Below are 25,468 nucleotides of genomic sequence, written 5' to 3' on the forward strand. Positions count from 1 at the left end.
GTGACTTTTTTGAATTGTGATAAAATAGAAAGGAGAGGATGCAGCTATGAAAAAATTTCAAATCTTTTTATTTATTGAAGCCTGTCTTTTGACGGGAGCTCTGATTTTGATGGTATCAGAGCATTTTTCGCGTTTTCTGCTGATTCTGTTCCTCTTTTTGCTCTTACTGCGCTATTATACAGGTAAAGAGGGAAATAACGTCTTTCTCCTTGTAGCGACCATTCTTTTCTTTTTCATCGTCATGCTTAATCCCTTTGTGATTCTAGCGATCTTTGTAGCAGTCATATACAGTCTCTTTCTTCTCTATCCGATGATGAATCAAGAAAGAGAGGAGACCGACTTGGTCTTTGAAGAGGTGGTGACGGTTAAAAATGAAAAGAATCGCTGGTTTGGTAATCTCCATCATTTCTCTAGTCATCAGACCTGCCAGTTTGACGATATCAATCTCTTTCGCCTCATGGGTAAGGATACCATTCATCTAGAAAGAGTTATCCTAACCAATCATGACAATGTCATTATCCTTAGAAAGATGGTCGGAACGACTAGGATTATCGTGCCTGTAGATGTGGAAATCAGTCTAAGTGTCAACTGCCTTTACGGAGATTTAACTTTCCTCCACCAACCTAAGAAATCCCTACGCAATGAACACTATCATCAGGAAACCAGGGACTATCTCAAGAGTAACAAGAGCGTCAAAATTTTCCTAACCAGTATGATTGGAGATGTGGAGGTGGTCAGAGGATGAAAAAGCAACCCTATCTGATAATCGGGCTGACTTCTTTCCTCTTTATCCTCTTTTTGACCAATAGTCTGCTTGATATTTTTGAACTAGACTGGTCCTATTTGCTACAGGATATCGAGAAAACAGAAAAGTTAATCTTCTTGATCTTTGTCTTTAGCCTTTCCATGTCCTTCTTTTTTCTCCTCTTTTGGCGCGTGATAGAAGAAGTCTCTCGCAGAAAAATGCAGGTCAATCTCAAGCGCTTATTAGCAGGAAAAGAAGTAGTTTCTTTTGCAGATCCAGACTTGGATGCCAGTTTCAAGTCCTTATCTGGTAAGCTCAATCTTTTGACAGAAGCTGTTCAAAAGGCTGAAAACCAAAGCCTAGTTAAGGAAGAAGCAATCATCGAGAAAGAACGGAAGCGGATAGCACGTGACTTACATGATACAGTTAGTCAGGAATTGTTTGCGGCGCATATGATTTTATCAGGTGTCAGTCAGCAGGCTTTGAAGCTGGATAGAGAAAAGCTGCAGACCCAGTTGCAAAGTGTCGCAGCCATCCTCGAAACAGCCCAGAAAGATCTGCGGGTCTTGCTCTTGCATTTGCGACCAGTTGAGTTGGAAGAGAAGAGTTTGGTTGAGGGGATTCAAATCCTCTTAAAAGAGCTAGAGGACAAGAGTGATCTCAAGGTTAGTCTCAAGCAGAATGTGTCTAAATTGCCCAAGAAGATTGAAGAACATATCTTCCGCATTTTGCAGGAATTGATTAGCAATACCCTTCGCCATGCCCAGGCATCTTGTTTGGATGTCTACCTCTATCAGACAGATGTTGAATTGCAGCTGAAAGTGGTGGACAATGGGATTGGCTTCCAGTTAGGGAGTTTAGACGATTTGAGTTATGGACTGCGAAATATTAAGGAGCGGGTTGAAGATATGGCTGGAACAGTTCAACTCTTGACAGCACCTAAGCAAGGACTGGCGGTTGATATCCGTATTCCCCTGCTCGACAAGGAATCATAAAGGAGTAGAGATGAAAATTTTACTGGTAGATGACCATGAAATGGTCCGATTGGGCTTGAAAAGCTACTTTGACCTCCAAGACGATGTAGAAGTTGTAGGCGAGGCCGCCAATGGGTCTCAAGGTATTGAGTTAGCCTTGGAACTCCGTCCAGATGTCATTGTCATGGATATCGTCATGCCTGAGATGAATGGGATTGATGCAACCTTGGCCATCCTCAAAGAATGGCCTGAAGCAAAGATTTTGATTGTGACCTCTTACCTAGACAATGAAAAAATCATGCCTGTCTTGAATGCTGGTGCTAAAGGCTATATGCTCAAAACTTCAAGTGCGGATGAATTGTTGCACGCTGTTCGTAAGGTTGCCGCTGGAGAGCTTGCTATTGAACAAGAGGTCAGCAAGAAGGTCGAATACCACCGCAATCATATCGAGCTTCATGAGGATCTGACTGCGCGTGAGCGAGACGTGCTCCAACTCATCGCCAAGGGCTACGAAAATCAGCGCATCGCAGATGAACTCTTCATCTCTCTCAAGACGGTCAAAACCCATGTGTCAAATATATTGGCAAAGTTAGAAGTCAGTGACCGGACCCAGGCTGCGGTCTATGCCTTTCAGCACCACTTGGTGGGGCAGGAGGACTTTTAGATGAGTCTTGCAGATTTACTTATGGAGTTGGATGCGGCAAAAAAATCCAGAAAAAGCAGGCCCCATGGAAGCCTATATGCGCCATCAATTTTCCTTTCTAGGCGTTGCAGCTCCTGAAAGAAATGCACTCTATAAAAAATACTTTCCAAGTGCGAAAAAAACAAAGATCATTGATTGGAATTTTGTAGACATTTGCTGGGAAAAGGATGCTAGAGAATACCAATATGTGGCTGCCAACTATTTGAAGGCCGTGCAGTCTTATCTAACGGAGAGCGATTTACCTAAGCTTGAGCGCCTGGTCGTGACCAAGTCCTGGTGGGACACGGTAGATATTCTAGACCGAGTAGTGGGAAGTCTGGTATATGACAAACCAGAGCTGGGAGAAATCATCCTCCAATGGAGTTTATCAGATAATATCTGGCTGAGACGAGTCGCCATTGACCACCAGTTGTTAAGAAAAGAGAAAACGGATGTTCGACTAATGGAAAAGATCCTGCTCAATAATCTGAACCAGACAGAATTTTTTATCAATAAAGCCATCGGCTGGGCTCTAAGAGACTACTCCAAAACCAATCCAGACTGGGTAGAAAGCTTCATCGAAAAAAACAAGGAAAGAATGGCTGAACTAAGTATCAAGGAAGCTAGCAAGTATCTCTAGCATCATTGAAAAGCGTATTCATTACTTGAAAAAAGTCGCCCGTTTATGTTATAATAGACTGTATTTAAAAAATTTTAAGGAGAAATGACAGAATGTCTGTATCATTTGAAAACAAAGAAACAAACCGTGGAGTCTTGACTTTCACAATCTCTCAAGGCCAAATCAAACCAGAAGTGGATCGTGTCTTCAACTCAGTGAAGAAAACTCTTAACGTTCCAGGTTTCCGTAAAGGTCACCTGCCACGTCCTATCTTTGATAAAAAGTTTGGTGAAGAAACACTTTACCAAGATGTTTTGAACGCTCTTTTGCCAAACGCTTATGAAGCAGCTGTAAAAGAAGCTGGTCTTGAAGTGGTTGCACAACCAAAAATCGACGTGACTTCAATGGAAAAAGGTCAAGACTGGGTTATCACAGCTGAAGTTGTGACAAAACCTGAAGTAAAATTGGGCGACTACAAAAACCTTGAAGTATCAGTAGATGTAGAAAAAGAAGTAACAGACGCTGACGTTGAAGAGCGTATTGAACGCGAACGCAACAACTTGGCTGAATTGGTTATCAAAGAAGGTGCTGCTGAAAATGGCGACACAGTTGTGATTGACTTTGTTGGTTCTATCGACGGTGTTGAATTTGACGGTGGGAAAGGTGAAAACTTCTCACTTGGACTTGGATCAGGTCAATTCATCCCTGGTTTCGAAGACCAATTGGTTGGTCACTCAGCTGGCGAAACTGTTGATGTTATCGTAACATTCCCAGAAGACTACCAAGCAGAAGATCTTGCAGGTAAAGAAGCTAAATTCGTAACAACTATTCACGAAGTAAAAGCAAAAGAAGTTCCAGCTCTTGACGATGAACTTGCAAAAGACATCGACGAAGAAGTTGAAACACTTGCTGAATTGAAAGAAAAATACCGCAAGGAATTGACTGCTGCAAAAGAAGAAGCATACAAAGATGCCCTTGAAGGTGCAGCAATCGATAAAGCTGTAGAAAACGCTGAAATCGTAGAACTTCCAGAAGAAATGATCCACGAAGAAGTTCACCGCTCAGTAAACGAATTCCTTGGAAACTTGCAACGTCAAGGTATCAACCCTGACATGTACTTCCAAATCACTGGAACTACTCAAGAAGACCTTCACAAACAATACGAAGCAGAAGCTGAGTCACGTACTAAGACTAACCTTGTAATCGAAGCAGTTGCCAAGGCTGAAGGATTTGACGCTACTGAAGAAGAAATCCAAAAAGAAATCGAACAATTGGCAGCAACTTACAACATGGAAGTTGCACAAGTTCAAAACTTGCTTTCAGCTGATATGTTGAAACATGATATCGCAATCAAAAAAGCTGTTGAATTGATCACAAGTACTGCAACAGTAAAATAATCTTAAAAGATAAAAAGCCCACCTGATTAGGTGGGTTTTCTGCTGGTCTATTTTCCAAAAATCTCTTTGAGGTCTGCTTCTGTAATCCCAATCATAGCGGGAATATTAGACCAGTTTTCCTCGGTGAGGATGTAGGATAGAGGAGAATCCTCTTGATTTGTCGTTTCAGTTGGGGCTGGACTGGTTTGGTTAGTGGCTTCGACCAGATTCTGAAAACGCTCAATCAGATAGGTCTTACGGGCAGTTCCGATATGTTTGACTGCATAGTCAAAGGCCTGTAATTCGCCTAGTAAGATGAGCTTGCTCTTAGCCCGTGTAATAGCCGTATAGATGAGATTGCGTTCCAGCATGCGCTTGCTAGCACTAGTAATGGGCAGGATGACAACGGGAAACTCACTCCCCTGAGACTTATGGATACTCATGGCATAGGCTAGGCGAATCTTGTACCATTCATTACGAGGGTAGATAACCTCATTGCCATCAAAATCAATGACAATCTCGTCTTGTTTTGACTCGGTGTACTTACTAGGGATCAGATCTGTGATGTAGCCTAGGTCTCCATTAAAGACATTGACTTCAGCGTCGTTGACTAGGTGAATGACCTTGTCCCCTGTTCGATAGTGACACTGAGTTGCTTCAAAGCTAACTTGTCCCTTTTGAAGAGGATTGAGTAGGTCTTGCATGAGTTGGTTGATTGCGTCAATACCAGCAGTTCCTCGATACATAGGCGCCAGCACCTGAATATCACGAGCCGGAATGCCACTTCTGAGGGCAGCGCCAAGAATTTTCTCAATCGTAGCAGGAATGTGGCCACTCATGATTTCAAAGTAGGAACGGTCTGCCTTTTTCTGGGTAAAGTCAGCTGGCAAGATGCCTTGTCGAATCTGGCTAGCCAAGGTAACGATAGTTGATTCTTGACTCTGACGGTAAATCCGTTCCAAGCGAGTCTGCGGTATCAAGGGTATCTGGAGTAGGTCAGCCAGTACCTGCCCAGGACTGACAGAAGGCAACTGGTCACTGTCTCCCACGATGAGGATTTTACTGTTAGAAGAGATGTTGGAGAAGAGTTGGTTGGCCAGCCAAGTATCCACCATAGAAAACTCATCCACGATGATGAAGTCGGCATCCAGATAATCTTCCAGATGGCTGGTATCATCATCACCCGTCATTCCCAAGTGGCGGTGTATGGTTGCGCTTGGCAAGCCTGTCAATTCATTCATACGACGAGCTGCTCGACCAGTTGGTGCAGCGAGAAGAATAGGTAGGTTGCTCTTTTTCTTGAGATCGAGTCCTTCAAGCAGGGCATAGACAGCGATAATCCCATTGATAACAGTCGTCTTACCAGTACCAGGTCCGCCTGTTAGGATAAAGACCTTGTTCTGGATGGCGTCACAGATAGCCTGTTTTTGGATGCTATCGTATTGGATACCCAGTTCTTCCTCAATGCTAGCGATATGCTTTTGAATGGTTTTCAAATCATGACTCTTTTGTTTTCCTTTTTCAAGGATACGAACCAAGTGACTGCGAATGCCTTCTTCGGCGAAAAAGAGACTGTTATCAAAGATTTTGGTATCAATCTGCTGAACCTTGTCTTCTTCGATGAGGCAGGAAAGCTCTTGGGCAACTTGGCTGGGGTCCAATTCCACGGGACGGGAAGACTCGAGGAGAGTCAGGGTCTGTTCCAGTAAATCTCGAGCCTCCATATAGGTATCACCCGTATCCATACAGCCTTGAAAGAGACTGTGGACAAGGCCAGCACGGAAGCGCTCAGGAGCTTGGCTTTCAATACCTAGTTCAGCAGCTAATTGGTCAGCAATGGTAAAGCCCAAGCCCTTGATATCTTCAACCAGTTGATAGGGATAATTTTCGACAATATCCAGCGTTTCGTCCTTGTAAAATTCTTGAATCTGAAAGGCTAGTTTATTGGGAATGCCGTAATTAGCAAGTTTAGCCAAGACCATTTCTGTCCCATAGTTGAGGCGGAGGGTGGAGACAAAAGTCTCACGGTTTTTGGCAGAGAGTCCTGCAATGCTTTCCAGTTTTTCAGGATGCTCCAGAATTTCGTCTATGGTATTTTCGCCATACGTATCCACGATTTTCTGAGCTGTTTTGAGTCCAATTCCCTTAAAATGACTGCTGGAGAAATACTTGACTAAGCCCTTGCTAGTGGGTTTTGCTCGCTCATAACGACTGATCTGTAGCTGTTCACCATACTTGGAGTGCTGAACGATTTGCCCCCAAAAAGTATAGTCTTCGCCCTCAATCACGTCAGCCATGGTTCCTGTAACGATGATTTCAAAATCGTCAAAGTCCTCCGCATTGGTATCTTGGATATCTAGGAGGAGGATGCGATAAAAATTACTGACATTTTCAAAAATAATACGTTCAATGGTGCCTGAAAAATAAACTTCCATAGGTTTCCTTTTTGATAGAAAAAGAGCTGGGATAGAGCTCTCAGTTAGGCTTTTCTTGGATCTGGAACTTGGTACAAGATATCGCCAAGTTGCAATCTAATCCTAAAAGGCTAACTCAAAAAGACTATCACAGCATCTGGTTGCTGGTTTTAAAAGATTCCGATACGGTTGAGTGGCCAGAAACGGAATTTGGCTTCCCCTTTGATTTGACTGGCCTTAAAGGTTCCAACATGGCGACTGTCGCTAGAAACCAAACGGTCATCTCCAAGGAGAAGGTATTCGCCTTCAGGAACTGTAAAGCTGAAGCTGGTGTTGAAATTCACATCGACAGTGAAGGCCTGAGCCTTCTGAGCTAGACTTCTAAAATAGACCCCCTTATCCCCTTCAAAGCCTTTCCCTGAATAGGCGTTTTGTAGTTTATCATTTTTAAACTGTTGGAGGTAGTCTGCTAGGTAAGGTTCGTCCGTTTCTTGATTGTTGATAAAGAGTTTATCGTTTTCGTAGCGGATGGTATCACCAGGCATGCCGATGACACGTTTAACGATGTCTTTATTTCCATCATCTTCATGGGCAACGACAATGTCAAAGCGGTTAATAGGGAGGTGTTTGACGACAAAGAGAATCTCTCCATCAGCTAGGGTAGGGTCCATAGAGTGCCCTTCCACACGGACATTGGTCCAGAGAAAGAGACGACTGAGACCAACTACTATAATGATGAGGAACGTAAGTCCCCACTCTTTTAGAAATGTTTTAAAATAATTCATAACTTACCTTTCTAGCAGTGTTTTAGCTTTTTCAGTATTTTTAAAATGAAGCTTGGCACAGAAGTTGAGCCCTTTCATACCATAGGCCTGAATGATTTTGCTAGCAACCTTATCAGAAGCGGTTCCTGCGCCACTTGGCAGTTGATAGCCTAGTTCTCGTCCAAGATTTTCCAAGTTTTCGAGGAAGAGATTCCGCGCGATGATAGAGCTAACTGCAACAGCCAGGTATTTGCCCTCGGCTTTTTCTTCTAAACTGATCTTGTTTGGAAAACGGTTGGCTTCTTGCGTCAAGTACTTGTCATAGTTTTTAGCGCTTGTAAAAGCATCAATCACGATTTTTTCTGGCTGGACTCCTTTTTGGAGAAGGAGAAAGATAGCCTGATTGTGTAGGGCAACCTTTACAGAAACAGCATTGTAACGCTCTCCGATAACTTCGTTGTACTTGCTCGGTGAAAGGAGGAGCGCTTGGTGCTGGATTTTTTCCTTGAGGATAGGGGCAATCTGACGAATCTTTTGATCTGTCAGGGTCTTTGAATCCCCCACACCGAGTTTTCGTAAGAAGTCATGCTGGTCAGCTGTCACGAAGGAAGCCACGACAGCAAGCCCACCAAAGTAGGAACCATTTCCCACCTCATCAGTCCCAATCATAGGAAAATCTTGTCCACTGTTTTCTTGTTGAACTTGGTAACTAAAGAAACTGGCGTATTGCTCAGCCATTTCGCCCTGCAGGAGGACTTTTCCAGAAGTGTAGATAGAAACGGTTGCCTGAGGCAGTCGCAAAAAATAGCGAATATAAGGATTTTTACTAGGACTGAGAGCCTTCTGATACTGACTTAAAAAGCTCTGAATTTCCTGTTCACTTGGTGTGAGTGTGATACTTGCCATAGTCTCTATTGTACCATAAAAGCAGGAGAATTGGTAAAAACTGACAAAGTTAGCGAAATTTGGTATAATATCGTGAGGTGAATTTTATGGCAAATCTAAATCGATATAAGTTTACATTCGGGAAAAAGACATTAACCTTGACAACCGAGCATGACAACCTCTTTATGGAGGAAATCGCTAAGGTTGCGACTGAAAAATACCAAGCAATTAAAGAACAAATGCCTGGGGCAGATGATGAAACCATCGCGCTTCTTTTAGCCATCAATAGTCTTTCAACTCAGCTTAGTCGTGAGATTGAGTTTGACGATAAGGAGCAGGAGCTTAAAGACCTTCGAAATAAGCTAGTGGCTGTCAAGCAAGAGCAGAGCAAGATTGAGGATTCCCTATGATTTCGATCCTTCTCTTACTGGTTCTAGCTTGGGGTTTTTACATCGGCTACTGTAGAGGTTTGGTGCTACAAGTTTATTATTTCCTCGAGGCAGTGATTTCAGCCTTTATTGCTGGGCAGTTTTATAAATCGCTGGGAAATCAATTTCACTTGCTTGTCCCTTATGCCAATCCTCAGGAAGGACAGGGTACCTTTTTCTTCCCCTCAGCCCAACTTTTTCAGCTAGATAAGGTCTTTTATGCGGGTCTGGCCTATCTTCTAGTTTTCGGAATTTGTTATAGTATCGGACGTTTTATCGGTTTGTTCCTGCACTTGATTCCAACTAAAAAGCTAGATGTCAAATGGTTGCGTATCGGATCAGGCGTTTTGTCTCTATTGGTAACCTTATTTGTCTTGCAAATGGCTTTGACTATTCTTGCAACTGTACCTCTGGCAGCCGTTCAAAATTCACTTGAAAAAAGTATCGTAGCTAAACACATCATCCAAAGTATCCCTTTTACGACAAACTTGATCAAACAACTCTGGGTGACAAATTTAATCGGATAAAAAGGGCGGGATTTTTCCTAGCCCTTTGTTTACAGATTGGAGGACTAGGTCAAAACCTCTAGTTGCTACGATTTTGTAAACAAATATACAAGGAAAGAATATGAATACAAAAATACTAGAAACCCTAGAATTCAATAAAATCAAGGCCTTGTTTGAACCTCATCTCCTGACAGAACAGGGACTAGAGGAGCTAAAAGGTTTGGCTCCAACTGCCAAGGTGGATAAGATCAAACAAGCCTTTACAGAGATGGAGGAAATGCAAGCTCTATTTGTGGAGCAACCTCACTTTACCATCCTAGCGACGCGTGAGATATCAGCTGTTTGCAAGCGTCTGGAGATGGGGGCGGACCTCAATATTGAGGAGTTCCTACTCCTTAAACGGGTCTTACTTGCTAGCAGAGAGTTGCAAGGTTTTTATGCCAATCTTGAAAACGTACGCTTGGAGCAGTTGGCGAGATGGTTTGAAAAACTACATGATTTTCCACACTTGCAAGGGAGTCTTCAATCCCTAAATGATGCAGGATTTATCGAAAATTTTGCTAGCGAAGAGCTAGCACGTATCCGTCGGAAAATCCATGATAGCGAGAGTCAAGTTCGAGATGTCTTGCAAGACTTACTTAAACAAAAAGCGCAGATGTTGACCGAAGGAATCATTGCTAGCAGAAATGACCGTCAAGTCTTACCAGTCAAGAACACCTATCGCAATAAGATTGCAGGTGTTGTCCATGATATCTCTGCTAGTGGGAACACGGTCTATATCGAGCCACGTGAGGTCGTCAAGCTGAGCGAAGAAATCGCTAGTTTGCGAGCTGACGAACGCTATGAGATGATTCGCATCCTGCAGGAACTATCAGAACGGGTCCGTCCTCATGCTGCTGAGATTGCTAATGACGCTTGGATTATCGGCCATCTGGATCTGATTCGTGCCAAGGTGTGCTTTATCCAAGAAAGACAAGCAGTTGTTCCTCAACTTTCACAGAATCAAGAGATTCAACTCCTTCATGTTCGCCATCCTCTGGTCAAAAATGCTGTCGCAAACGATGTACACTTTGGTAAGGAATTAACGGCTATTGTCATTACAGGTCCCAATACGGGTGGGAAGACCATCATGCTCAAAACCTTGGGCTTGACCCAACTCATGGCCCAGTCTGGATTGCCCATTCTAGCTGATAAAGGAAGTCGTGTCGGTATTTTCGAAGAGATTTTCGCAGATATCGGGGATGAGCAGTCTATCGAGCAAAGCTTGTCTACCTTCTCCAGCCACATGACCAATATCGTAGATATTCTTGGCAAGGTCAACCAACACTCGCTCTTATTGCTAGATGAGCTTGGGGCAGGTACCGATCCGCAGGAAGGAGCAGCCCTTGCTATGGCTATTCTGGAGGCTCTTCGTTTCCGTCAGGTTAAGACCATGGCGACGACCCACTATCCAGAACTCAAGGCTTATGGTATCGAGACAGCCTTTGTGCAAAATGCCAGCATGGAGTTTGATACAGCCAGCCTGCGTCCGACCTATCGCTTTATGCAGGGAGTTCCTGGTCGAAGTAATGCCTTTGAAATTGCTAAACGCCTAGGCTTGTCAGATGTCATCGTCGGAGATGCCAGCCAGCAGGTCAATCAAGATAATGACGTCAACCGCATCATTGAACAATTGGAAGAGCAAACGCTTGAAAGCCGTAAACGCTTGGACAATATCCGTGAGGTGGAGCAAGAAAATCTTAAGATGAACCGAGCGCTCAAAAAACTCTACAACGAACTCAACCGTGAAAAGGAAACTGAGCTCAACAAGGCGCGTGAACAGGCTGCTGAGATTGTGGAACTCGCTCTAAGTGAGAGTGACCAGATTCTCAAGAACCTCCACAGTAAGTCTCAACTCAAACCCCATGAAATCATTGAAGCCAAGGCTGAGCTGAAGAAACTGGCTCCTGAAAAAGTCGACTTGTCTAAAAACAAGGTCCTTCAAAAAGCCAAGAAAAAACGAGCTCCAAAGGTGGGAGATGACATTGTGGTTCTCAGTTATGGCCAACGTGGTACCTTGACCAGTCAACTTAAGGACGGCCGTTGGGAAGCCCAAGTTGGTTTGATCAAGATGACCTTGGAAGAGAAAGAATTTGACCTTGTTCAGAACCAACAAGAAGCCCCAGTCAAGAAAAAACAAGTCAATGTTGTCAAACGAGCTTCTGGTCGTGGTCCGCAAGCCAGACTGGATCTTCGTGGCAAACGGTACGAAGAGGCCATGAATGAGCTGGACGCTTTTATCGACCAAGCCCTGCTCAATAACATGGCGCAAGTCGACATCATCCATGGTATCGGAACAGGCGTCATCCGTGAGGGCGTCACCAAATACCTGCAAAGAAACAAGCATGTCAAGAGTTTTGGCTATGCTCCACAAAATGCTGGAGGCAGTGGTGCCACCATTGTAACCTTTAAAGGGTAGAGAAAAAAGGAGTCAACCTTTCTGAAAAAAGGAGAAATGAAAAATCAAAAATTTTCATAGAAAATATTGACAAAGGCTAACTTTTCTTGTAGAATAATAAAAAATAAAATACCAACACCGAATGAAGTTTAATAGAAATGGAGAAAGGTTTGTTTTCCATGACTGTAAATGGACGGAACTCTGGAGAGACCGTAAAGGCACCGAAGGGGCAAGGCAGACGACTGCTCAAACTCTCAGGTAAAAGGACAGAGCTAAGATAGACCGCTTTTTAGCATTTATCTAAGCATTCCAGAGTACATGTATCTTGCATGTGCTCTTTCTTTTGGGGTTGAAAAGATAGGAGAAGGAAATGTTAGAATTGCTTAAAGCGATTGATGCTTTCGTTTGGGGGCCTCCCCTCTTGATCTTATTGGTCGGAACAGGTATCTATTTGACCATCCGACTAGGCCTTTTGCAGGTGGCTCGTCTCCCTAAGGCCTTTCAGTTGATCTTTACCAAGGACAAGGGACATGGCGATGTGTCGAGCTTTGCGGCCTTATGTACGGCTCTAGCAGCCACCGTTGGTACGGGAAATATCATCGGGGTTGCGACAGCCATCAAGGTTGGTGGGCCAGGGGCCCTCTTTTGGATGTGGATGGCGGCCTTTTTTGGGATGGCAACCAAGTATGCTGAAGGCTTGCTGGCAATCAAATACCGTAGCAAGGATGCAAATGGAGCTGTAGCTGGAGGACCCATGCACTACATCCTTTTGGGGATGGGAGAAAAGTGGCGTCCACTTGCTATCTTCTTTGCCCTAGCTGGTGTATTGGTGGCGCTTCTAGGGATTGGTACCTTTACCCAAGTCAATTCGATTACAGAATCCATTCAAAATACAGCCCAAGTTGATCCAGCTATCACGGCTCTGATTTTATCCATTTTTGTAGGGATTGCCGTCTTTGGTGGCCTCAAATCCATTTCAAAAGTTTCGACAGCAGTTGTTCCTTTTATGGCTATTGTCTATATTTTAGGAACTCTTACAGTTATACTCTTTAATATCGAGAAAATCCCAGCCACACTTGCTCTCATCTTTACTTCAGCCTTTAGTCCAGCTGCTGCGGTAGGTGGTTTTGCAGGTGCAAGCATTCGGATGGCTATCCAGAATGGTGTGGCGCGTGGCGTCTTTTCTAACGAATCTGGTCTTGGCTCAGCTCCCATTGCAGCGGCTGCAGCTAAGACTAATGAGCCTGTCGAGCAAGGCTTGATTTCCATGACAGGAACCTTTATTGATACTTTGATTATCTGTACTCTTACAGGTCTGACAATCTTGGTAACTGGGGTTTGGAGTGGTGATTTGAATGGAGTTGCCTTGACTCAGTCAGCCTTCTCAACAGTTTTTTCACATTTTGGACCTGCCCTCTTGACCATCTTCCTTGTACTCTTTGCCTTTACGACGATTCCGGTTGGAACTATTATGGAGAGCGCTGTTTTGAGTTTCTCTTCGGTGTTCGCTTTATCTGGCTCTACCGTGTGGTCTTTGTACTCATGGTCTTGTTGGGAGGATTTATCGAGTTGGATATGGTTTGGATTATCGCAGACATCGTCAATGCCCTGATGGCTTTACCAAACTTGATTGCCCTCTTAGTCTTGTCGCCAGTCGTCATTGCTGAGACTAAAAAGTATTTTAAACACTAACCCAATCACACTTTTAGTGTGATTTTTTTCATTTCATAGACATTTTCTATCAAGGCGATTGAAAATATATATTATCCAAGGGGGAAATTCTATGATAGACTAAATGACAATAAAATGAAAAGAGGTTTCTTATGACAAGATTTACCATCCACACAGTAGAATCAGCACCAGCAGAAGTGAAAGAAGTTCTTGAAACAGTACAAAAAGATAACAATGGCTATATTCCCAACCTAATCGGTCTCTTGGCCAATGCCCCAACCGCGCTTGAAGCCTACCGAACTGTCGGAGCCATCAACCGTCGCAATAGCCTGACACCAGTAGAACGCGAAGTAGTGCAAATCACAGCTGCCGTAACCAATGGTTGTGCTTTCTGCGTCGCAGGTCACACAGCCTTTTCAATCAAACAAATCCAGATGAATGATGATCTTCTTCAAGCCCTCCGCAACCGTACTCCAATTGAGACAGATCCAAAACTAGATACTCTAGCCAAGTTTACCTTGGCGGTCATCAATACCAAAGGGCGTGTAGGAGATGAAGCCTTGGCTGAATTTTTGGAAGCTGGCTATACGCAACAAAATGCCTTGGATGTGGTTCTCGGTGTCAGTCTAGCAAGCCTCTGTAACTATGCCAACAACCTAGCCAATACGCCAATCAATCCAGAGTTGCAACCCTATGCCTAGTTCGAATCATAAATAAAAAATGAAGGCTGATCTATCCAGTCTTCATTTTTCTATGCTATTTTAAAGGCTTTTATGCTATACTGATAATAATATGATTAACGGAGGTTGCCATGAAAAAACTCCCCTTGGTATTTTCTGGTTGTTTGTTAGGTTTGGCAGGTGCAGGAAACCTGATTGCGGATACTTGGCCTGTTCTTTCGCACCTATTTAGTTTGACTGGATTGGTCTTATGGATTTTCTTTCTGATTCTTCATCTTTTTAATTGGGAAGAAACCAAGAAAGAATTGACCAAGCCCCCTCTTTTATCTGGTATAGCTACCTTTCCTATGGCGGGGATGATTTTATCGACCTATGTCTTGCGACTAGTTCCGTCTATGCCTATCCTATCCCAGCCTTTGTGGTGGTTTTCTTTTATTTTGGATTTTGCTTTGATCGCTTATTTTTCTCGTCGCTTTCTTGGAGTGGAGGAAAGAGCTGCTGCAACACCAAGCTGGACAGTACTTTATGTGGGAATAGCAGTGGCAGCCTTGACCTATCCAGTCGTTGGTCTGATTCAGATTGCCTACCTAACGGTGACTTTCGGCTTTCTGGCTACTTGTTTTCTCTATCCGTTGATTTACAGTGATCTAAAGAAACAGCCATTGACTCCAGCCCTACTAGGGCAAGAAGGAATCTACTGTGCTCCTTTTTCTTTGCTCTTAGCAGCTCTGGTGCGTATCGGTGGAGTTACCCTTCCGACCTGGGCCTTGTTGCTGCTGATGCTTGTCTCTCAGTCTTTTTTCATCTTCGTTTTGACTCGCTTGCCTAATATTTTAAAACAAGGCTTTCAACCAGCCTTCTCAGCCCTCACCTTCCCAACCATTATCACAGCTACCTCGCTTAAAATGGCTCAAGGAATTGTAAAACTGCCTATCTTAGATTATCTAGTGTTTGTGGAAACCCTCCTTTGCTTAAGTATTTTACTCTTTGTCTTGAGTGGTTATCTAATTTGGTTACGAAAAAAGGTCTAGCTATTATCTAGCTAGGCCTTATTTTTTATGGTTTGATAACTTCAGCTCCACCCATGTATGGACGAAGTGCTTCTGGAATAGTTACAGAACCATCTGCATTTTGGTAGTTTTCAAGAATAGCGGCTACTGTACGTCCAACTGCAAGTCCAGAACCGTTCAAGGTGTGAAGGAGTTTAACCTTGCCATCGGCTTCATCACGGTAACGGATTTGAGCACGACGTGCTTGGAAATCTTCTGTATTTGAACAGCTTGAGATTTCACGGTAGGTATTTTGGGCTGGAATCCAAACTTCTAAATCATAAGTTTTGGCAGCTGAGAAGCCCATGTCCCCAGTAGAGAGGGCAACGACACGGTATGGAAGGTTGAGTTTTTGAAGAATATTTTCAGCGTTGGCTGTCATTTTTTCTAATTCTTCATATGATTCTTCTGGTTTGGCAAATTTGACCATTTCAACCTTGTGAAATTGGTGCAAACGAATCAAGCCACGTGTATCACGGCCTGCTGAACCTGCTTCAGAACGGAATGATGGGCTCATAGCAGTGAAGTAGATTGGCAGGTCTTTACCATCAAGGATTTCATCACGGTAGTAGTTTGTAAGAGGCACTTCAGCAGTAGGAATGAGTACATAGTTGGTGTCACTCAATTCAAAAGTGTCTTCCTTGAATTTTGGATATTGACCAGTACCAAACATTGAGTCATGGTTAACCATGTAAGGTGTGATAACTTCCGTATAGCCCTCTTTACCATGCTCATCCAACATGAAGTTGTAGATAGCACGTTCCAAACGAGCCCCAAGTCCCTTATAGAAGAGGAAGCGAGCTCCCGTCACTTTTCCACCACGTTCCCAGTCAAGGATACCAAGGTCTTCACCCAGATCCCAGTGAGCTTTTGGTTCGAAGTCAAACTCGCGTGGAGTTCCCCAACGGCGAACTTCAACGTTGTCATCCTCATCAGCTCCAACAGGAACGCTGTCAGCTGGGATGTTTGGAAGAGTAGTGGTAAATTCTGTCAATTTAGCATCGATGTCCGCCAATTCAGCATCGAGAGATTTTACTTCAGCAGAGAGAGCTTGCATAGCAGCAATCTTGTCATCAGCATTTTCCTTATTGCGCTTGGCTTGAGCAATCTCTGCAGAAACTGTGTTACGTTCTGCCTTGAGGTTTTCGACCTTGACCAAGATGTCACGACGTTTAGCGTCGATTTCTTTCATCTCATTCAAAACAGCAGCATCTACACCACGTGTAGCTAGTTTTTCAGCGACAGCATCAAAGTCTGTACGAATACGTTTGATATCTAACATAAGAACTCCTTTATGAAAAAAGCACACCTAACAAAGCGTTGGAGTGGCAGGGCCACGGTTCCATCCAACTTCACAGGTGTGCACTTGATTCTGTATTTAATTGTGAATAACGGTAGAATTTCACCTACCCCTCCTATCTGCTCGCAGCATCCGCAGACTTTCTGAAAGAAGAGGATAACCTACTTATCCGTTGCTATGATTATACTAAAGTTTCTACTTTTTTGCAAATAGATTTTTAAATTTTTGTCCAATGGTCTGGAGCAGAGTCGGAAGTTTCACGACCTTGTCGTTTCCTAATTTTTCCCGAGCGATTTTGAGGATAGCCCCAGAGTCTTTTGAGGCAAAGAGGAATTTACCTTGATCGGTGAAGACTTCAAAGTGACGGCTGATTTTGCGTCCACTTACGTTGGCTCCGATTTGCTGAATGCTGGACCAGGGGATCTGGATATATTGTTCGACATTGACATCGGGATAAAACTCCAAGGCTTGGTCCCCGACTAGAAATTTTCCAACTTTTCCAGAGATAGAGAGGTAAGATGTTCCAGTGGTTTGGAGGTCAATGACTTTATTGAGAGATTGGGCCATGATTAGTCTTCCTTACTTTCATCGAAAAAGGCATGGTAGAGAGCCTTGATAGCAGCCTTTTCTTGGTCTTTATTGACAACAAACATGATGGAAACTTCACTTGAACCTTGGGACATCATCTGGATGTTGATTTTATTCTCAGACAAAGCACGTGTCGCTGTAGCTGTTACACCGATGTGACTCTTCATTTTTTCTCCGACAATCATAATGATGGAAAGGTCATGTTCGATTTCGGCATGGTCCACTTCAGCCTTTTGAACCAACTGACGAAGGATTTCTTCTTCCTTGATAGGAGTTAGTTCGCGAGAACGGAGAATGATTGAAAGATCATCGATACCTGTTGGCATGTGTTCCCAACCGATGTTAAGATCTTCAAGGATTTGCAGAACCTTGCGACCAAATCCAACTTCACGGTTCATGAGGTATTTCGACATGTTGATGCTGACAAAGCCAGAATCACCAGCGATTCCAACGACTGGGAATTTATCACTGCTATGCTTTAGAACGATACGAGTACCCGGATGGTCAGGGTTATTGGTATTTTTGATAACGAGAGGAATTTTTCCACGGTAGGCAGGGAGCAGAGCTTCATCGTGAAGAACTGAGAAACCTGCATAAGCCAATTCCCGCATTTCACGGTAGGTCAATTCAGGGATTGAGTGTGGTTGGTGAATGATACCCGGATGGGCAGCAAAGATACCATCGACATCTGTAAAGTTTTCGTAGAGGTCGGCTTTGACACCGGCAGCGATGATGGAACCAGTTATGTCGGATCCACCACGGGAGAAGGTACAGATTTGATTTTCCTTAGTGACCCCAAAGAAACCAGGAATAACAAGGACTTCGTTGCTGTCAGCCAAGCCTTCAATCTTGTCATAGCTAGATGGAATGATGCGAGCATTTCCAGGTTCGCTTGTTACGATAATTCCCGCTTCTCTTGGATGAACATAGCGCGCATCGATGCCGTTTTGGTTAAAGTAAGCTGCGATAAGTTTGGCATTGTTGTTTTCTCCAGCCGCTAGGAAGGTGTCATAGAGAAAGTCATTTTCTTCAATAGGAAGAGTCGCTAAGGCACGGATGCTTTTAGAAATTTTTTCTAGAACTGATGGTTTTAAGCCTAGTTCGCTCACCATAGCCGCATAGCGATCGATGATCCAGTTTTGACTCTTGCTGATATCATTTCCCGCTACATAATCACGATAGTATTTGATCAAAGCGTCGGTAACCTTAGTATCTTCAGCATTGCGTTTTCCGGGTGCAGAAACGACTACAAAACGGCGTTCTTTATCGCTTTTAACGATGTTTAAAACTTTTTCTAACTGACTAGCAGAGGCAAGCGAGCTTCCGCCAAATTTTACAACCTTCATAAGGACTCCTCAAGTAAGTATTTTATACGATTATAGCAGAAAGAGAGGCTTTTTTCAATGAAGAAAATAGTATAGTCTTTAGGATAAAGTGAGCGTTTTGATCAGCCGAGACACTTTCGATTGGTTTTTTCTTGCCTCTTTATCTAAAAAAAGGTATACTTTGAAAATGAAATAATTTTATCACCTTACAAAAGGAGAAACTATGAATCATATCCTATATCAGATCGTAGATGATCTTGCTATCATTACTTTGAATCGTCCCGAAGTGGCAAATGGTTTCCATATCCCAATGTGTGAGGAGATTTTAGAAGCTTTAACCTTAGCAGAACAGGATCAAGCTGTTCAGTTTATCTTGATAAACGCTAATGGGAAGGTCTTTTCAGTTGGGGGAGATTTGGTTGAGATGAAGCGTGCAGTGGATGAGGATGACATCCCTTCTTTGAATAAGATTGCAGAATTAGTCAATACAATTTCCTTTAAAATCAAGCAAATTCCTAAACCTGTTTTGATGGAGGTAGATGGAGCGGTTGCTGGTGCTGCGGCAAATATGGCAGTAGCAGTCGATTTTTGTTTGGCGACTGATAAGGCCAAATTTATCCAAGCCTTTGTTGGGGTTGGATTGGCGCCAGACGCTGGTGGGATTCATCTCTTGAGTCGTAGTATCGGGGTAACACGGGCTGCACAGCTTGCCATGACAGGAGAAGCCTTGACAGCGGAAAAAGCACTGGAATGGGGTGTGGTATACCGTGTCTGCGAAGCAGATAAGCTAGAAAAGACAAGAGAACAAGTTCTGAAGAAATTAAGACGAGGCTCAGCAAACTCATACGCAGCGATTAAAAAATTGGTTTGGGAAAGTCAATTTAAAGATTGGCAGAATTATGCCGAATTGGAATTGAAACTACAAGAATCTTTATCTTTAACTGAAGATTTTAAAGAAGGAGTTCGAGCTCATTCTGAAAGAAGACGACCAAAATTTTCAGGAAAATAAAAAAATACTTGCACAATTCTTTGAAGTCTGATATACTTTTTGTGTCAAATGTTTTGATTGCAAAAGTTTTTTGAGAAGGAGGGAATACTTTGGACTACCAACAAGTGAATGAGTATTTAACATCTATTTTTAATAATGTCCTTGTGATTGAGGAGGTTAGCTTACGAGGTAGTCGTTTCAAAGACATCTCCATCAAAGAAATGCACACGATTGATGTGATTGGCAAGTTCCCAGAGGCGACACCAAGTAAGGTTTCCAAAGAACTGATGGTAACTCTTGGGACAGTGACAACTAGCTTGAATAACCTGGAGAGAAAAGGTTATGTTGAACGCATTCGTTCTGATCAGGATCGTCGTGTGGTCTATCTGCATTTGACAAAGAAAGGTCGTTTGGTTCACCGCCTTCATAAACGTTTCCACAAGGCCATGGTCGAAAAAATTATCGACGGTATGAGTCCTGAAGAGATAGAAGTGATGGGCAGGGGCTTGACTAATCTTTATCAATTTTTGGAGGATTTGAAATAATGGCTTTTGCAAAAATAAGCCAGGTTGCTCATTATGTACCAGAGCAAGTGGTCACCAATCAAGACTTGGCCCAAATCATGGATACAAGCGATGAGTGGATTTCAAGCCGTACAGGAATTAAACAGAGACATATTTCAAAAACGGAGTCAACGAGTGATTTGGCGACAGAAGTTGCCAAGAGTTTGCTGGCTAAGGCGAGCATAAAAGCGGATCAGATTGATTTTATCATTGTAGCGACGATTACCCCAGACTCGATGATGCCTTCTACGGCAGCTCGGGTTCAGGCAAATATCGGAGCGCATAGAGCTTTTGCCTTTGATCTTACAGCAGCTTGCAGTGGCTTTGTATTTGCTCTCTCAACTGCTGAAAAGTTTTTAAGCTCTGGACAGTTCAAGAAAGGGATTGTTATCGGGGCTGAAACCTTATCCAAGGCAGTTGACTGGTCGGATCGTTCGACAGCTGTTCTCTTTGGGGATGGTGCTGGTGGGGTTCTCTTGGAAGCAAGTGATACACGATACTTCCTCGTGGAAAATCTCTATACGGATGGCTCTCGGAGCGAGTGTTTGACCTATGGCCAAACGGCTCTGACTTCGCCCTTCTCAGATCAAGAGGCAGTTCCTGCTTTTTTGAAGATGGATGGACGAGCAGTTTTTGATTTTGCAAATCGAGATGTTGCTAGATCAATCAAAGAGACTATTGAAAATAGTCCAATCGCAGCATCGGAATTGGATTACCTCTTGCTTCATCAGGCAAATATCCGCATTTTGGATAAGATGGCTAAGAAGATCGGTGTTGACCGAGACAAACTTCCAGCCAATATGATGGAGTATGGGAATACCAGTGCAGCAAGTATCCCGATTTTGCTCTCAGAGTGTGTGGAGAATGGCATGATTCGTTTAGATGGCAGCCAGACGATTCTCCTATCAGGCTTCGGTGGAGGTTTGACATGGGGCACACTCATTCTTACAATCTAGGTAATCATGTGGTAAACACATAGTTATAAATTTTTTATATTTTAAAGGAGTCCTATCATGGCAGTATTTGAAAAAGTACAAGAAATTATCGTTGAAGAACTTGGAAAAGACGCATCAGAAGTAACACTTGAATCTACTTTTGATGATTTGGATGCAGATTCATTGGACTTGTTCCAAGTAATCTCTGAAATCGAAGATGCTTTCGATATCCAAATCGAAGCAGAAGATAACTTGAAAACAGTTGGTGACTTGGTTGCCTACGTTGAAGAACAAACAAAATAATTAACATATTACTAGAAGGAGTAGGGGAAACCCACTCCCTCTTGTTTAGGTAATAGTTTGAAACTCAAATGATAAACTCATCGAACTATTACGTAAGCAAGGAATGATGGAGGCACTATGAAAACACGTATTACAGAATTATTGAACATTGATTATCCTATTTTTCAAGGAGGAATGGCCTGGGTTGCTGATGGTGACTTGGCTGGTGCAGTATCCAAAGCTGGTGGTCTAGGGATCATCGGTGGTGGAAATGCACCTAAAGAGGTCGTAAAGGCTAATATCGATAAAATCAAATCACTAACGGATAAACCTTTTGGTGTCAACATCATGCTCTTGTCACCTTTTGTAGAAGACATCGTTGATCTCGTGATTGAAGAAGGGGTTAAGGTGGTTACAACTGGTGCTGGAAATCCAAGTAAATACATGACTCGTTTCCATGATGCAGGAATTACAGTTATTCCTGTTGTTCCAAGTGTTGCTTTGGCAAAACGCATGGAAAAAATCGGTGCAGATGCAGTTATTGCAGAGGGGATGGAAGCCGGTGGACATATTGGTAAACTCACAACTATGACCTTGGTTCGCCAAGTTGCTGCAGCTGTTTCGATTCCAGTTATCGCAGCTGGAGGAATTGCGGACGGTGAAGGTGTCGCTGCAGGCTTTATGCTTGGTGCTGAGGCCGTTCAAGTTGGTACACGATTTGTAGTAGCTAAGGAATCTAACGCCCATCCAAAATACAAAGAAAAAATCTTAAAAGCGCGTGATATCGATACGACTATTTCAGCTCAGCATTTTGGTCATGCTGTTCGTGCCATTAAAAACCAGTTGACACGTGACTTTGAACAGGCTGAAAAAGATGCCTTTAAACAAGAAAACCCAGATTTAGAAATCTTTGAACAAATGGGGGCTGGTGCTCTTGCTAAAGCCGTTGTTCATGGAGATGTAGAAGGCGGTTCTGTCATGGCGGGTCAGATTGCTGGTTTGGTTTCTAAAGAGGAAACTGTCGAAGAAATCCTAAAAGATCTATACTATGGTGCAGCCAAGAAAATTCAAGAAGAAGCCTCTCGTTGGGCAGGAGTTGTAAGAAATGACTAAAACAGCCTTTCTATTTGCCGGTCAAGGTGCTCAGTATCTAGGGATGGGGCGTGATCTCTATGATCGCTATCCTATCGTCAAGGAAACAATTGACCAAGCCAGTCAGGTTTTGGGTTATGACCTACGTGACTTGATTGATAAGGAAGAAACCAAGTTAAATCAGACTCGCTATACGCAACCAGCAATTTTAGCAACCTCGGTTGCTATTTATCGACTATTGAAAGAAAAGGGTTACCAGCCGGATATGGTAGCAGGATTGTCTCTTGGGGAATATTCTGCTCTTGTAGCAAGTGATGCCTTGGACTTTGAGGATGCAGTTGCCTTGGTTGCCAAGCGCGGAGCTTATATGGAAGAGGCTGCGCCAGCTGGTTCTGGTAAAATGGTAGCCGTCCTCAATACTCCAGTAGATGTGATAGAGGAAGCTTGCAAAACTGCTTCTGAAGTTGGAATAGTGACTCCAGCTAACTACAATACTCCAAGCCAAATCGTTATTGGTGGAGAGGTGGCTGCGGTTGACCGTGCAGTCCAACTCTTGCAGGAAGCAGGAGCCAAACGATTGATCCCCCTAAATGTGTCGGGTCCTTTCCACACAGCCCTTCTAGAGCCAGCTAGTCAGCAACTAGCTGGGGCTCTTGAGGGGATTAGTTTCTCTGATTTTACTTGCCCACTAGTCGGCAATACGGAAGCTGCTGTTATGGAAAAAGATCGAATCCAAGAGCTTTTGACGCGTCAGGTCAAAGAACCTGTTCGTTTTTATGAAAGTATTGCTGTGATGCAGGATGCTGGGGTAACCAACTTTATTGAAATTGGTCCAGGAAAAGTCTTGTCAGGCTTTGTCAAAAAGATTGATAAAACAGCTAAGCTAGCCAATGTCGAAGATTTGGCAAGTTTGGATGCTTTGCTGGGAAACTAGTAATCCCTTCTCCCACAAATACAACAGGAAATAGGAGAAAAGAATGCAACTAAAAAATAAAAATATCTTTGTTACAGGTTCAAGTCGGGGTATCGGACTTGCTATTGCTCACAAATTTGCCCAACTAGGTGCCAATGTAGTTTTGAATAGTCGCGGGGCAATCTCAGAAGAATTGCTGGCTGAGTTTTCAAACTACGGCGTCAAAGTAGTACCGATCTCAGGTGATGTTTCAGACTTTGCAGATGCCAAGCGTATGGTAGATCAAGCGATTGCAGAACTCGGTTCTGTCGATGTCTTGGTCAACAATGCTGGGATCACTCAGGATACTCTCATGCTTAAGATGACCGAGGAAGACTTTGAAAAAGTGATTAAGATCAACTTGACAGGTGCCTTCAACATGACGCAAGCAGTCTTGAAACAGATGATCAAGGCGCGTGAAGGTGCGATTATCAATATGTCGAGTGTGGTCGGTTTGATGGGAAATATCGGTCAAGCAAACTATGCAGCTTCTAAAGCAGGTTTGATTGGTTTTACCAAGTCAGTAGCACGTGAAGTTGCCAATCGCAATGTGCGTGTAAATGCTCTTGCGCCCGGAATGATCGAGTCAGATATGACTGCCGTTTTGTCTGATAAGGTCAAGGAAGCAACACTTGCGCAAATCCCTATGAAACAGTTTGGCAAGGCGGGTCATATCGCGGATGCCACGGTCTTTTTAGCCCAACAAGATTATTTGACTGGACAAGTTCTCGCTGTTGATGGCGGACTTAGCATGTAAAAATAAGGAAAGATATAGGTAAGACAGATGAAACTAAATCGAGTTGTAGTAACAGGTTATGGATTGACCTCTCCTATCGGAAATACTCCAGAAGAATTTTGGAACAGTTTGCAAACTGGGAAAATTGGAATTGGAGAAATTACTAAGTTTGACCACAGCGAATTTGCTGTGCACAATGCGGCAGAAGTTCAAGATTTTCCATTTGATAAATACTTTGTCAAAAAAGATACCAACCGTTTTGATAACTATTCTTTGTATGCCCTGTATGCAGCTCAAGAAGCAGTTACTAATGCAAATCTGGATGTAGAAGCAATCGATAAAGATCGCTTTGGTGTCATTGTGGCTTCTGGTATTGGGGGAATTAAAGAAATCGAGGATCAGGTTATCCGTCTTCATGAAAAAGGTCCAAAACGTGTTAAACCAATGACCCTTCCAAAAGCCTTGCCAAATATGGCTTCAGGAAATGTTGCTATGCGCTTTGGAGCAAATGGTATCTGTAAATCAATCAATACAGCCTGTGCCTCATCAAATGACGCGATTGGGGATGCCTTCCGTTCAATCAAGTTTGGTTTCCAAGATGTCATGCTAGTTGGTGGATCAGAATCATCTATCACTCCTTTTGCCATTGCTGGATTCCAAGCTTTGACAGCCCTATCAACTACAGAAGATCCAACTCGTGCTTCTATTCCATTTGACAAAGACCGTAACGGTTTTGTCATGGGAGAAGGTTCTGGGATGTTGGTTCTCGAGAGTCTTGAACACGCTGAAAAACGTGGTGCAACTATCTTGGCTGAAGTGGTCGGCTATGGAAATACCTGTGATGCTTACCATATGACTTCACCTCATCCAGAAGGTCAAGGTGCAATCAAGGCTATGAAACTGGCTTTGGAAGAAGCAGAAATTTCTCCAGAGCAAGTGGCTTATGTCAATGCCCATGGAACTTCAACTCCTGCTAATGAAAAAGGAGAAAGTGGTGCGATCGTAGCTGTTCTTGGTAAAGAAGTACCTGTATCTTCAACTAAGTCATTCACAGGACACTTGCTTGGTGCTGCAGGAGCGGTAGAAGCAATCGCTACAATCGAAGCCATGCGTCATAACTATGTACCAATGACAGCTGGAACAAGCGAGTTATCAGACTATATCGAAGCGAATGTCGTTTATGGACAAGGCTTGGAGCAAGAAATCCCTTATGCTATTTCAAACACTTTTGGTTTTGGTGGACACAATGCGGTTCTTGCTTTCAAACGTTGGGAGAATAAATAATTATGAATTTAAATGAGATCAAGGACTTGATGGCTCAATTCGACCAATCAAGTTTGAGAGAATTTTCTTATAAAAACGGAACGGACGAATTGCAGTTTAGTAAGAATGAAGCGAGAATGGCTTCTGAAGCACCAGCTCCAGTTGCTCCAGCGCCAACTGCAGTAGCTGCAAGTCCAGTAGTTTCTACGCCTTC

The 25,468-nt window shown here is 43.3% G+C and carries 24 protein-coding genes, 2 pseudogenes and 1 riboswitch; of the genes and pseudogenes, 20 read left to right on the top strand and 6 right to left on the bottom strand.

From position 1 onward, the window contains the following. The first annotated feature begins 46 nt into the window (after window positions 1-46). The 5 genes from liaF to tig all read left to right on the top strand — a co-directional run bounded on the left by liaF (window position 47) and on the right by tig (window position 4,417). A complete protein-coding gene (gene liaF, locus HMPREF9184_RS02155; RefSeq protein ID WP_000714485.1) occupies window positions 47-745 on the top strand; it encodes a cell wall-active antibiotics response protein LiaF in 699 nt (232 codons plus the stop codon). Continuing rightward, on the top strand, window positions 742-1,740 hold the full coding sequence (locus HMPREF9184_RS02160; protein ID WP_000744658.1) for a sensor histidine kinase: 999 nt from the start codon (window positions 742-744) through the stop codon (window positions 1,738-1,740). Before liaF ends, HMPREF9184_RS02160 begins: the two co-directional genes overlap by 4 nt. A 10-nt stretch (window positions 1,741-1,750) precedes the next feature. Continuing rightward, a complete protein-coding gene (locus tag HMPREF9184_RS02165; protein ID WP_000698421.1) occupies window positions 1,751-2,383 on the top strand; it encodes a response regulator transcription factor in 633 nt (210 codons plus the stop codon). 31 nt (window positions 2,384-2,414) lie between these two features. After that, window positions 2,415-3,041: a DNA alkylation repair protein gene (locus HMPREF9184_RS09290; protein ID WP_009444175.1), complete on the top strand. Its 627-nt coding sequence runs from the start codon at window positions 2,415-2,417 to the stop codon at window positions 3,039-3,041. A 92-nt stretch (window positions 3,042-3,133) separates the two neighbouring features. Then, complete coding sequence (tig, locus tag HMPREF9184_RS02180; protein WP_000116511.1) at window positions 3,134-4,417, top strand: trigger factor; 1,284 nt, start codon at window positions 3,134-3,136, stop codon at window positions 4,415-4,417. Between the two features lie 47 nt (window positions 4,418-4,464). Here tig and recD2 read toward each other — a convergent pair whose 3' ends face one another. The 3 genes from recD2 to rnhC all read right to left on the bottom strand — a co-directional run bounded on the left by recD2 (window position 4,465) and on the right by rnhC (window position 8,480). Further along, a complete protein-coding gene (recD2, locus tag HMPREF9184_RS02185) occupies window positions 4,465-6,831 on the bottom strand; it encodes an SF1B family DNA helicase RecD2 (RefSeq protein WP_000454533.1) in 2,367 nt (788 codons plus the stop codon). 149 nt (window positions 6,832-6,980) lie between these two features. Continuing rightward, window positions 6,981-7,595, bottom strand: coding sequence for a signal peptidase I (gene lepB / locus HMPREF9184_RS02190; protein ID WP_001105833.1), 615 nt, complete (start codon window positions 7,593-7,595; stop codon window positions 6,981-6,983). A gap of 3 nt (window positions 7,596-7,598) precedes the next feature. After that, a complete protein-coding gene (rnhC, locus tag HMPREF9184_RS02195; protein ID WP_000146903.1) occupies window positions 7,599-8,480 on the bottom strand; it encodes a ribonuclease HIII in 882 nt (293 codons plus the stop codon). 86 nt (window positions 8,481-8,566) lie between these two features. Here rnhC and zapA point away from each other — a divergent pair, with 86 nt between their 5' ends. The 6 genes and pseudogenes from zapA to HMPREF9184_RS02225 all read left to right on the top strand — a co-directional run bounded on the left by zapA (window position 8,567) and on the right by HMPREF9184_RS02225 (window position 15,212). After that, on the top strand, window positions 8,567-8,869 hold the full coding sequence (gene zapA / locus HMPREF9184_RS02200) for a cell division protein ZapA (protein WP_000002027.1): 303 nt from the start codon (window positions 8,567-8,569) through the stop codon (window positions 8,867-8,869). After that, on the top strand, window positions 8,866-9,414 hold the full coding sequence (locus tag HMPREF9184_RS02205; RefSeq protein ID WP_000623528.1) for a CvpA family protein: 549 nt from the start codon (window positions 8,866-8,868) through the stop codon (window positions 9,412-9,414). The genes zapA and HMPREF9184_RS02205 overlap by 4 nt, the downstream gene beginning before the upstream one ends. A 100-nt stretch (window positions 9,415-9,514) precedes the next feature. Continuing rightward, window positions 9,515-11,851, top strand: coding sequence for an endonuclease MutS2 (locus HMPREF9184_RS02210; protein ID WP_001092921.1), 2,337 nt, complete (start codon window positions 9,515-9,517; stop codon window positions 11,849-11,851). Window positions 11,852-12,021: 170 nt separating this feature from the next. Beyond that, window positions 12,022-12,110, top strand: a riboswitch (glycine riboswitch). Window positions 12,111-12,200: 90 nt separating this feature from the next. Continuing rightward, a pseudogene (locus HMPREF9184_RS02215) lies at window positions 12,201-13,522 on the top strand (alanine/glycine:cation symporter family protein). Between the two features lie 131 nt (window positions 13,523-13,653). Beyond that, window positions 13,654-14,202, top strand: coding sequence for a carboxymuconolactone decarboxylase family protein (locus HMPREF9184_RS02220; RefSeq protein WP_000196657.1), 549 nt, complete (start codon window positions 13,654-13,656; stop codon window positions 14,200-14,202). A 110-nt stretch (window positions 14,203-14,312) separates the two neighbouring features. Further along, a complete protein-coding gene (locus tag HMPREF9184_RS02225; protein WP_000735939.1) occupies window positions 14,313-15,212 on the top strand; it encodes a TDT family transporter in 900 nt (299 codons plus the stop codon). 25 nt (window positions 15,213-15,237) lie between these two features. Here the strand turns inward: HMPREF9184_RS02225 and serS are convergent, their stop codons facing one another. The 3 genes from serS to HMPREF9184_RS02240 all read right to left on the bottom strand — a co-directional run bounded on the left by serS (window position 15,238) and on the right by HMPREF9184_RS02240 (window position 18,464). Then, window positions 15,238-16,512 (bottom strand): serine--tRNA ligase, encoded by a 1,275-nt coding sequence (gene serS / locus HMPREF9184_RS02230; protein ID WP_000884224.1) that lies wholly within the window; start codon window positions 16,510-16,512, stop codon window positions 15,238-15,240. 213 nt (window positions 16,513-16,725) lie between these two features. Then, a complete protein-coding gene (locus HMPREF9184_RS02235; protein WP_000079370.1) occupies window positions 16,726-17,097 on the bottom strand; it encodes a DUF956 family protein in 372 nt (123 codons plus the stop codon). A 2-nt stretch (window positions 17,098-17,099) separates the two neighbouring features. Beyond that, window positions 17,100-18,464, bottom strand: coding sequence for an aspartate kinase (locus HMPREF9184_RS02240; protein WP_000869647.1), 1,365 nt, complete (start codon window positions 18,462-18,464; stop codon window positions 17,100-17,102). A gap of 202 nt (window positions 18,465-18,666) precedes the next feature. Here HMPREF9184_RS02240 and HMPREF9184_RS02245 point away from each other — a divergent pair, with 202 nt between their 5' ends. The 9 genes and pseudogenes from HMPREF9184_RS02245 to HMPREF9184_RS09730 form a co-directional block, all read left to right on the top strand. Further along, entirely contained in the window at window positions 18,667-19,452 is a 786-nt protein-coding gene (locus tag HMPREF9184_RS02245; RefSeq protein WP_001015585.1) for an enoyl-CoA hydratase, read from the top strand. A gap of 89 nt (window positions 19,453-19,541) precedes the next feature. After that, window positions 19,542-19,976, top strand: coding sequence for a fatty acid biosynthesis transcriptional regulator FabT (gene fabT, locus HMPREF9184_RS02250; RefSeq protein ID WP_000386340.1), 435 nt, complete (start codon window positions 19,542-19,544; stop codon window positions 19,974-19,976). After that, complete coding sequence (locus HMPREF9184_RS02255) at window positions 19,976-20,950, top strand: beta-ketoacyl-ACP synthase III (protein WP_000852976.1); 975 nt, start codon at window positions 19,976-19,978, stop codon at window positions 20,948-20,950. Before fabT ends, HMPREF9184_RS02255 begins: the two co-directional genes overlap by 1 nt. A 57-nt stretch (window positions 20,951-21,007) precedes the next feature. After that, on the top strand, window positions 21,008-21,232 hold the full coding sequence (locus tag HMPREF9184_RS02260) for an acyl carrier protein (protein ID WP_000257840.1): 225 nt from the start codon (window positions 21,008-21,010) through the stop codon (window positions 21,230-21,232). Window positions 21,233-21,349: 117 nt separating this feature from the next. Continuing rightward, window positions 21,350-22,324, top strand: a complete 975-nt coding sequence (fabK, locus tag HMPREF9184_RS02265; protein ID WP_000857452.1) for an enoyl-[acyl-carrier-protein] reductase FabK — start codon at window positions 21,350-21,352, stop codon at window positions 22,322-22,324. Next, window positions 22,317-23,237, top strand: coding sequence for an ACP S-malonyltransferase (fabD, locus tag HMPREF9184_RS02270; RefSeq protein WP_000167647.1), 921 nt, complete (start codon window positions 22,317-22,319; stop codon window positions 23,235-23,237). The genes fabK and fabD overlap by 8 nt, the downstream gene beginning before the upstream one ends. Before the next feature lie 43 nt (window positions 23,238-23,280). Further along, the gene (fabG, locus tag HMPREF9184_RS02275) at window positions 23,281-24,012 is read left to right on the top strand and encodes a 3-oxoacyl-[acyl-carrier-protein] reductase (protein WP_001176206.1); all 732 of its coding nucleotides are present in this window, start codon (window positions 23,281-23,283) and stop codon (window positions 24,010-24,012) included. 27 nt (window positions 24,013-24,039) lie between these two features. Continuing rightward, on the top strand, window positions 24,040-25,275 hold the full coding sequence (fabF, locus tag HMPREF9184_RS02280) for a beta-ketoacyl-ACP synthase II (RefSeq protein WP_000774052.1): 1,236 nt from the start codon (window positions 24,040-24,042) through the stop codon (window positions 25,273-25,275). Between the two features lie 2 nt (window positions 25,276-25,277). Next, window positions 25,278-25,468 (top strand): annotated as a pseudogene (locus tag HMPREF9184_RS09730) (acetyl-CoA carboxylase biotin carboxyl carrier protein); the annotation flags it as partial.

It is taken from the genome of Streptococcus sp. oral taxon 058 str. F0407, assembly GCF_000235485.1.
In the GTDB taxonomy this organism is placed as follows: Bacteria; Bacillota; Bacilli; order Lactobacillales; family Streptococcaceae; genus Streptococcus.

Excerpts from the sequence above, each read along its gene's own strand:
- liaF (WP_000714485.1), top strand. The coding sequence starts at position 47 with ATGAAAAAATTTCAAATCTTTTTATTTATTGAAGCCTGTCTTTTGACG.
- HMPREF9184_RS02160 (WP_000744658.1), top strand. The coding sequence starts at position 742 with ATGAAAAAGCAACCCTATCTGATAATCGGGCTGACTTCTTTCCTCTTT.
- HMPREF9184_RS02165 (WP_000698421.1), top strand. The coding sequence starts at position 1,751 with ATGAAAATTTTACTGGTAGATGACCATGAAATGGTCCGATTGGGCTTG.
- HMPREF9184_RS09290 (WP_009444175.1), top strand. The coding sequence starts at position 2,415 with ATGCGGCAAAAAAATCCAGAAAAAGCAGGCCCCATGGAAGCCTATATG.
- tig (WP_000116511.1), top strand. The coding sequence starts at position 3,134 with ATGTCTGTATCATTTGAAAACAAAGAAACAAACCGTGGAGTCTTGACT.
- recD2 (WP_000454533.1), bottom strand. The coding sequence starts at position 6,831 with ATGGAAGTTTATTTTTCAGGCACCATTGAACGTATTATTTTTGAAAAT.
- lepB (WP_001105833.1), bottom strand. The coding sequence starts at position 7,595 with ATGAATTATTTTAAAACATTTCTAAAAGAGTGGGGACTTACGTTCCTC.
- rnhC (WP_000146903.1), bottom strand. The coding sequence starts at position 8,480 with ATGGCAAGTATCACACTCACACCAAGTGAACAGGAAATTCAGAGCTTT.
- zapA (WP_000002027.1), top strand. The coding sequence starts at position 8,567 with ATGGCAAATCTAAATCGATATAAGTTTACATTCGGGAAAAAGACATTA.
- HMPREF9184_RS02205 (WP_000623528.1), top strand. The coding sequence starts at position 8,866 with ATGATTTCGATCCTTCTCTTACTGGTTCTAGCTTGGGGTTTTTACATC.
- HMPREF9184_RS02210 (WP_001092921.1), top strand. The coding sequence starts at position 9,515 with ATGAATACAAAAATACTAGAAACCCTAGAATTCAATAAAATCAAGGCC.
- HMPREF9184_RS02220 (WP_000196657.1), top strand. The coding sequence starts at position 13,654 with ATGACAAGATTTACCATCCACACAGTAGAATCAGCACCAGCAGAAGTG.
- HMPREF9184_RS02225 (WP_000735939.1), top strand. The coding sequence starts at position 14,313 with ATGAAAAAACTCCCCTTGGTATTTTCTGGTTGTTTGTTAGGTTTGGCA.
- serS (WP_000884224.1), bottom strand. The coding sequence starts at position 16,512 with ATGTTAGATATCAAACGTATTCGTACAGACTTTGATGCTGTCGCTGAA.
- HMPREF9184_RS02235 (WP_000079370.1), bottom strand. The coding sequence starts at position 17,097 with ATGGCCCAATCTCTCAATAAAGTCATTGACCTCCAAACCACTGGAACA.
- HMPREF9184_RS02240 (WP_000869647.1), bottom strand. The coding sequence starts at position 18,464 with ATGAAGGTTGTAAAATTTGGCGGAAGCTCGCTTGCCTCTGCTAGTCAG.
- HMPREF9184_RS02245 (WP_001015585.1), top strand. The coding sequence starts at position 18,667 with ATGAATCATATCCTATATCAGATCGTAGATGATCTTGCTATCATTACT.
- HMPREF9184_RS02255 (WP_000852976.1), top strand. The coding sequence starts at position 19,976 with ATGGCTTTTGCAAAAATAAGCCAGGTTGCTCATTATGTACCAGAGCAA.
- HMPREF9184_RS02260 (WP_000257840.1), top strand. The coding sequence starts at position 21,008 with ATGGCAGTATTTGAAAAAGTACAAGAAATTATCGTTGAAGAACTTGGA.
- fabK (WP_000857452.1), top strand. The coding sequence starts at position 21,350 with ATGAAAACACGTATTACAGAATTATTGAACATTGATTATCCTATTTTT.
- fabD (WP_000167647.1), top strand. The coding sequence starts at position 22,317 with ATGACTAAAACAGCCTTTCTATTTGCCGGTCAAGGTGCTCAGTATCTA.
- fabG (WP_001176206.1), top strand. The coding sequence starts at position 23,281 with ATGCAACTAAAAAATAAAAATATCTTTGTTACAGGTTCAAGTCGGGGT.
- fabF (WP_000774052.1), top strand. The coding sequence starts at position 24,040 with ATGAAACTAAATCGAGTTGTAGTAACAGGTTATGGATTGACCTCTCCT.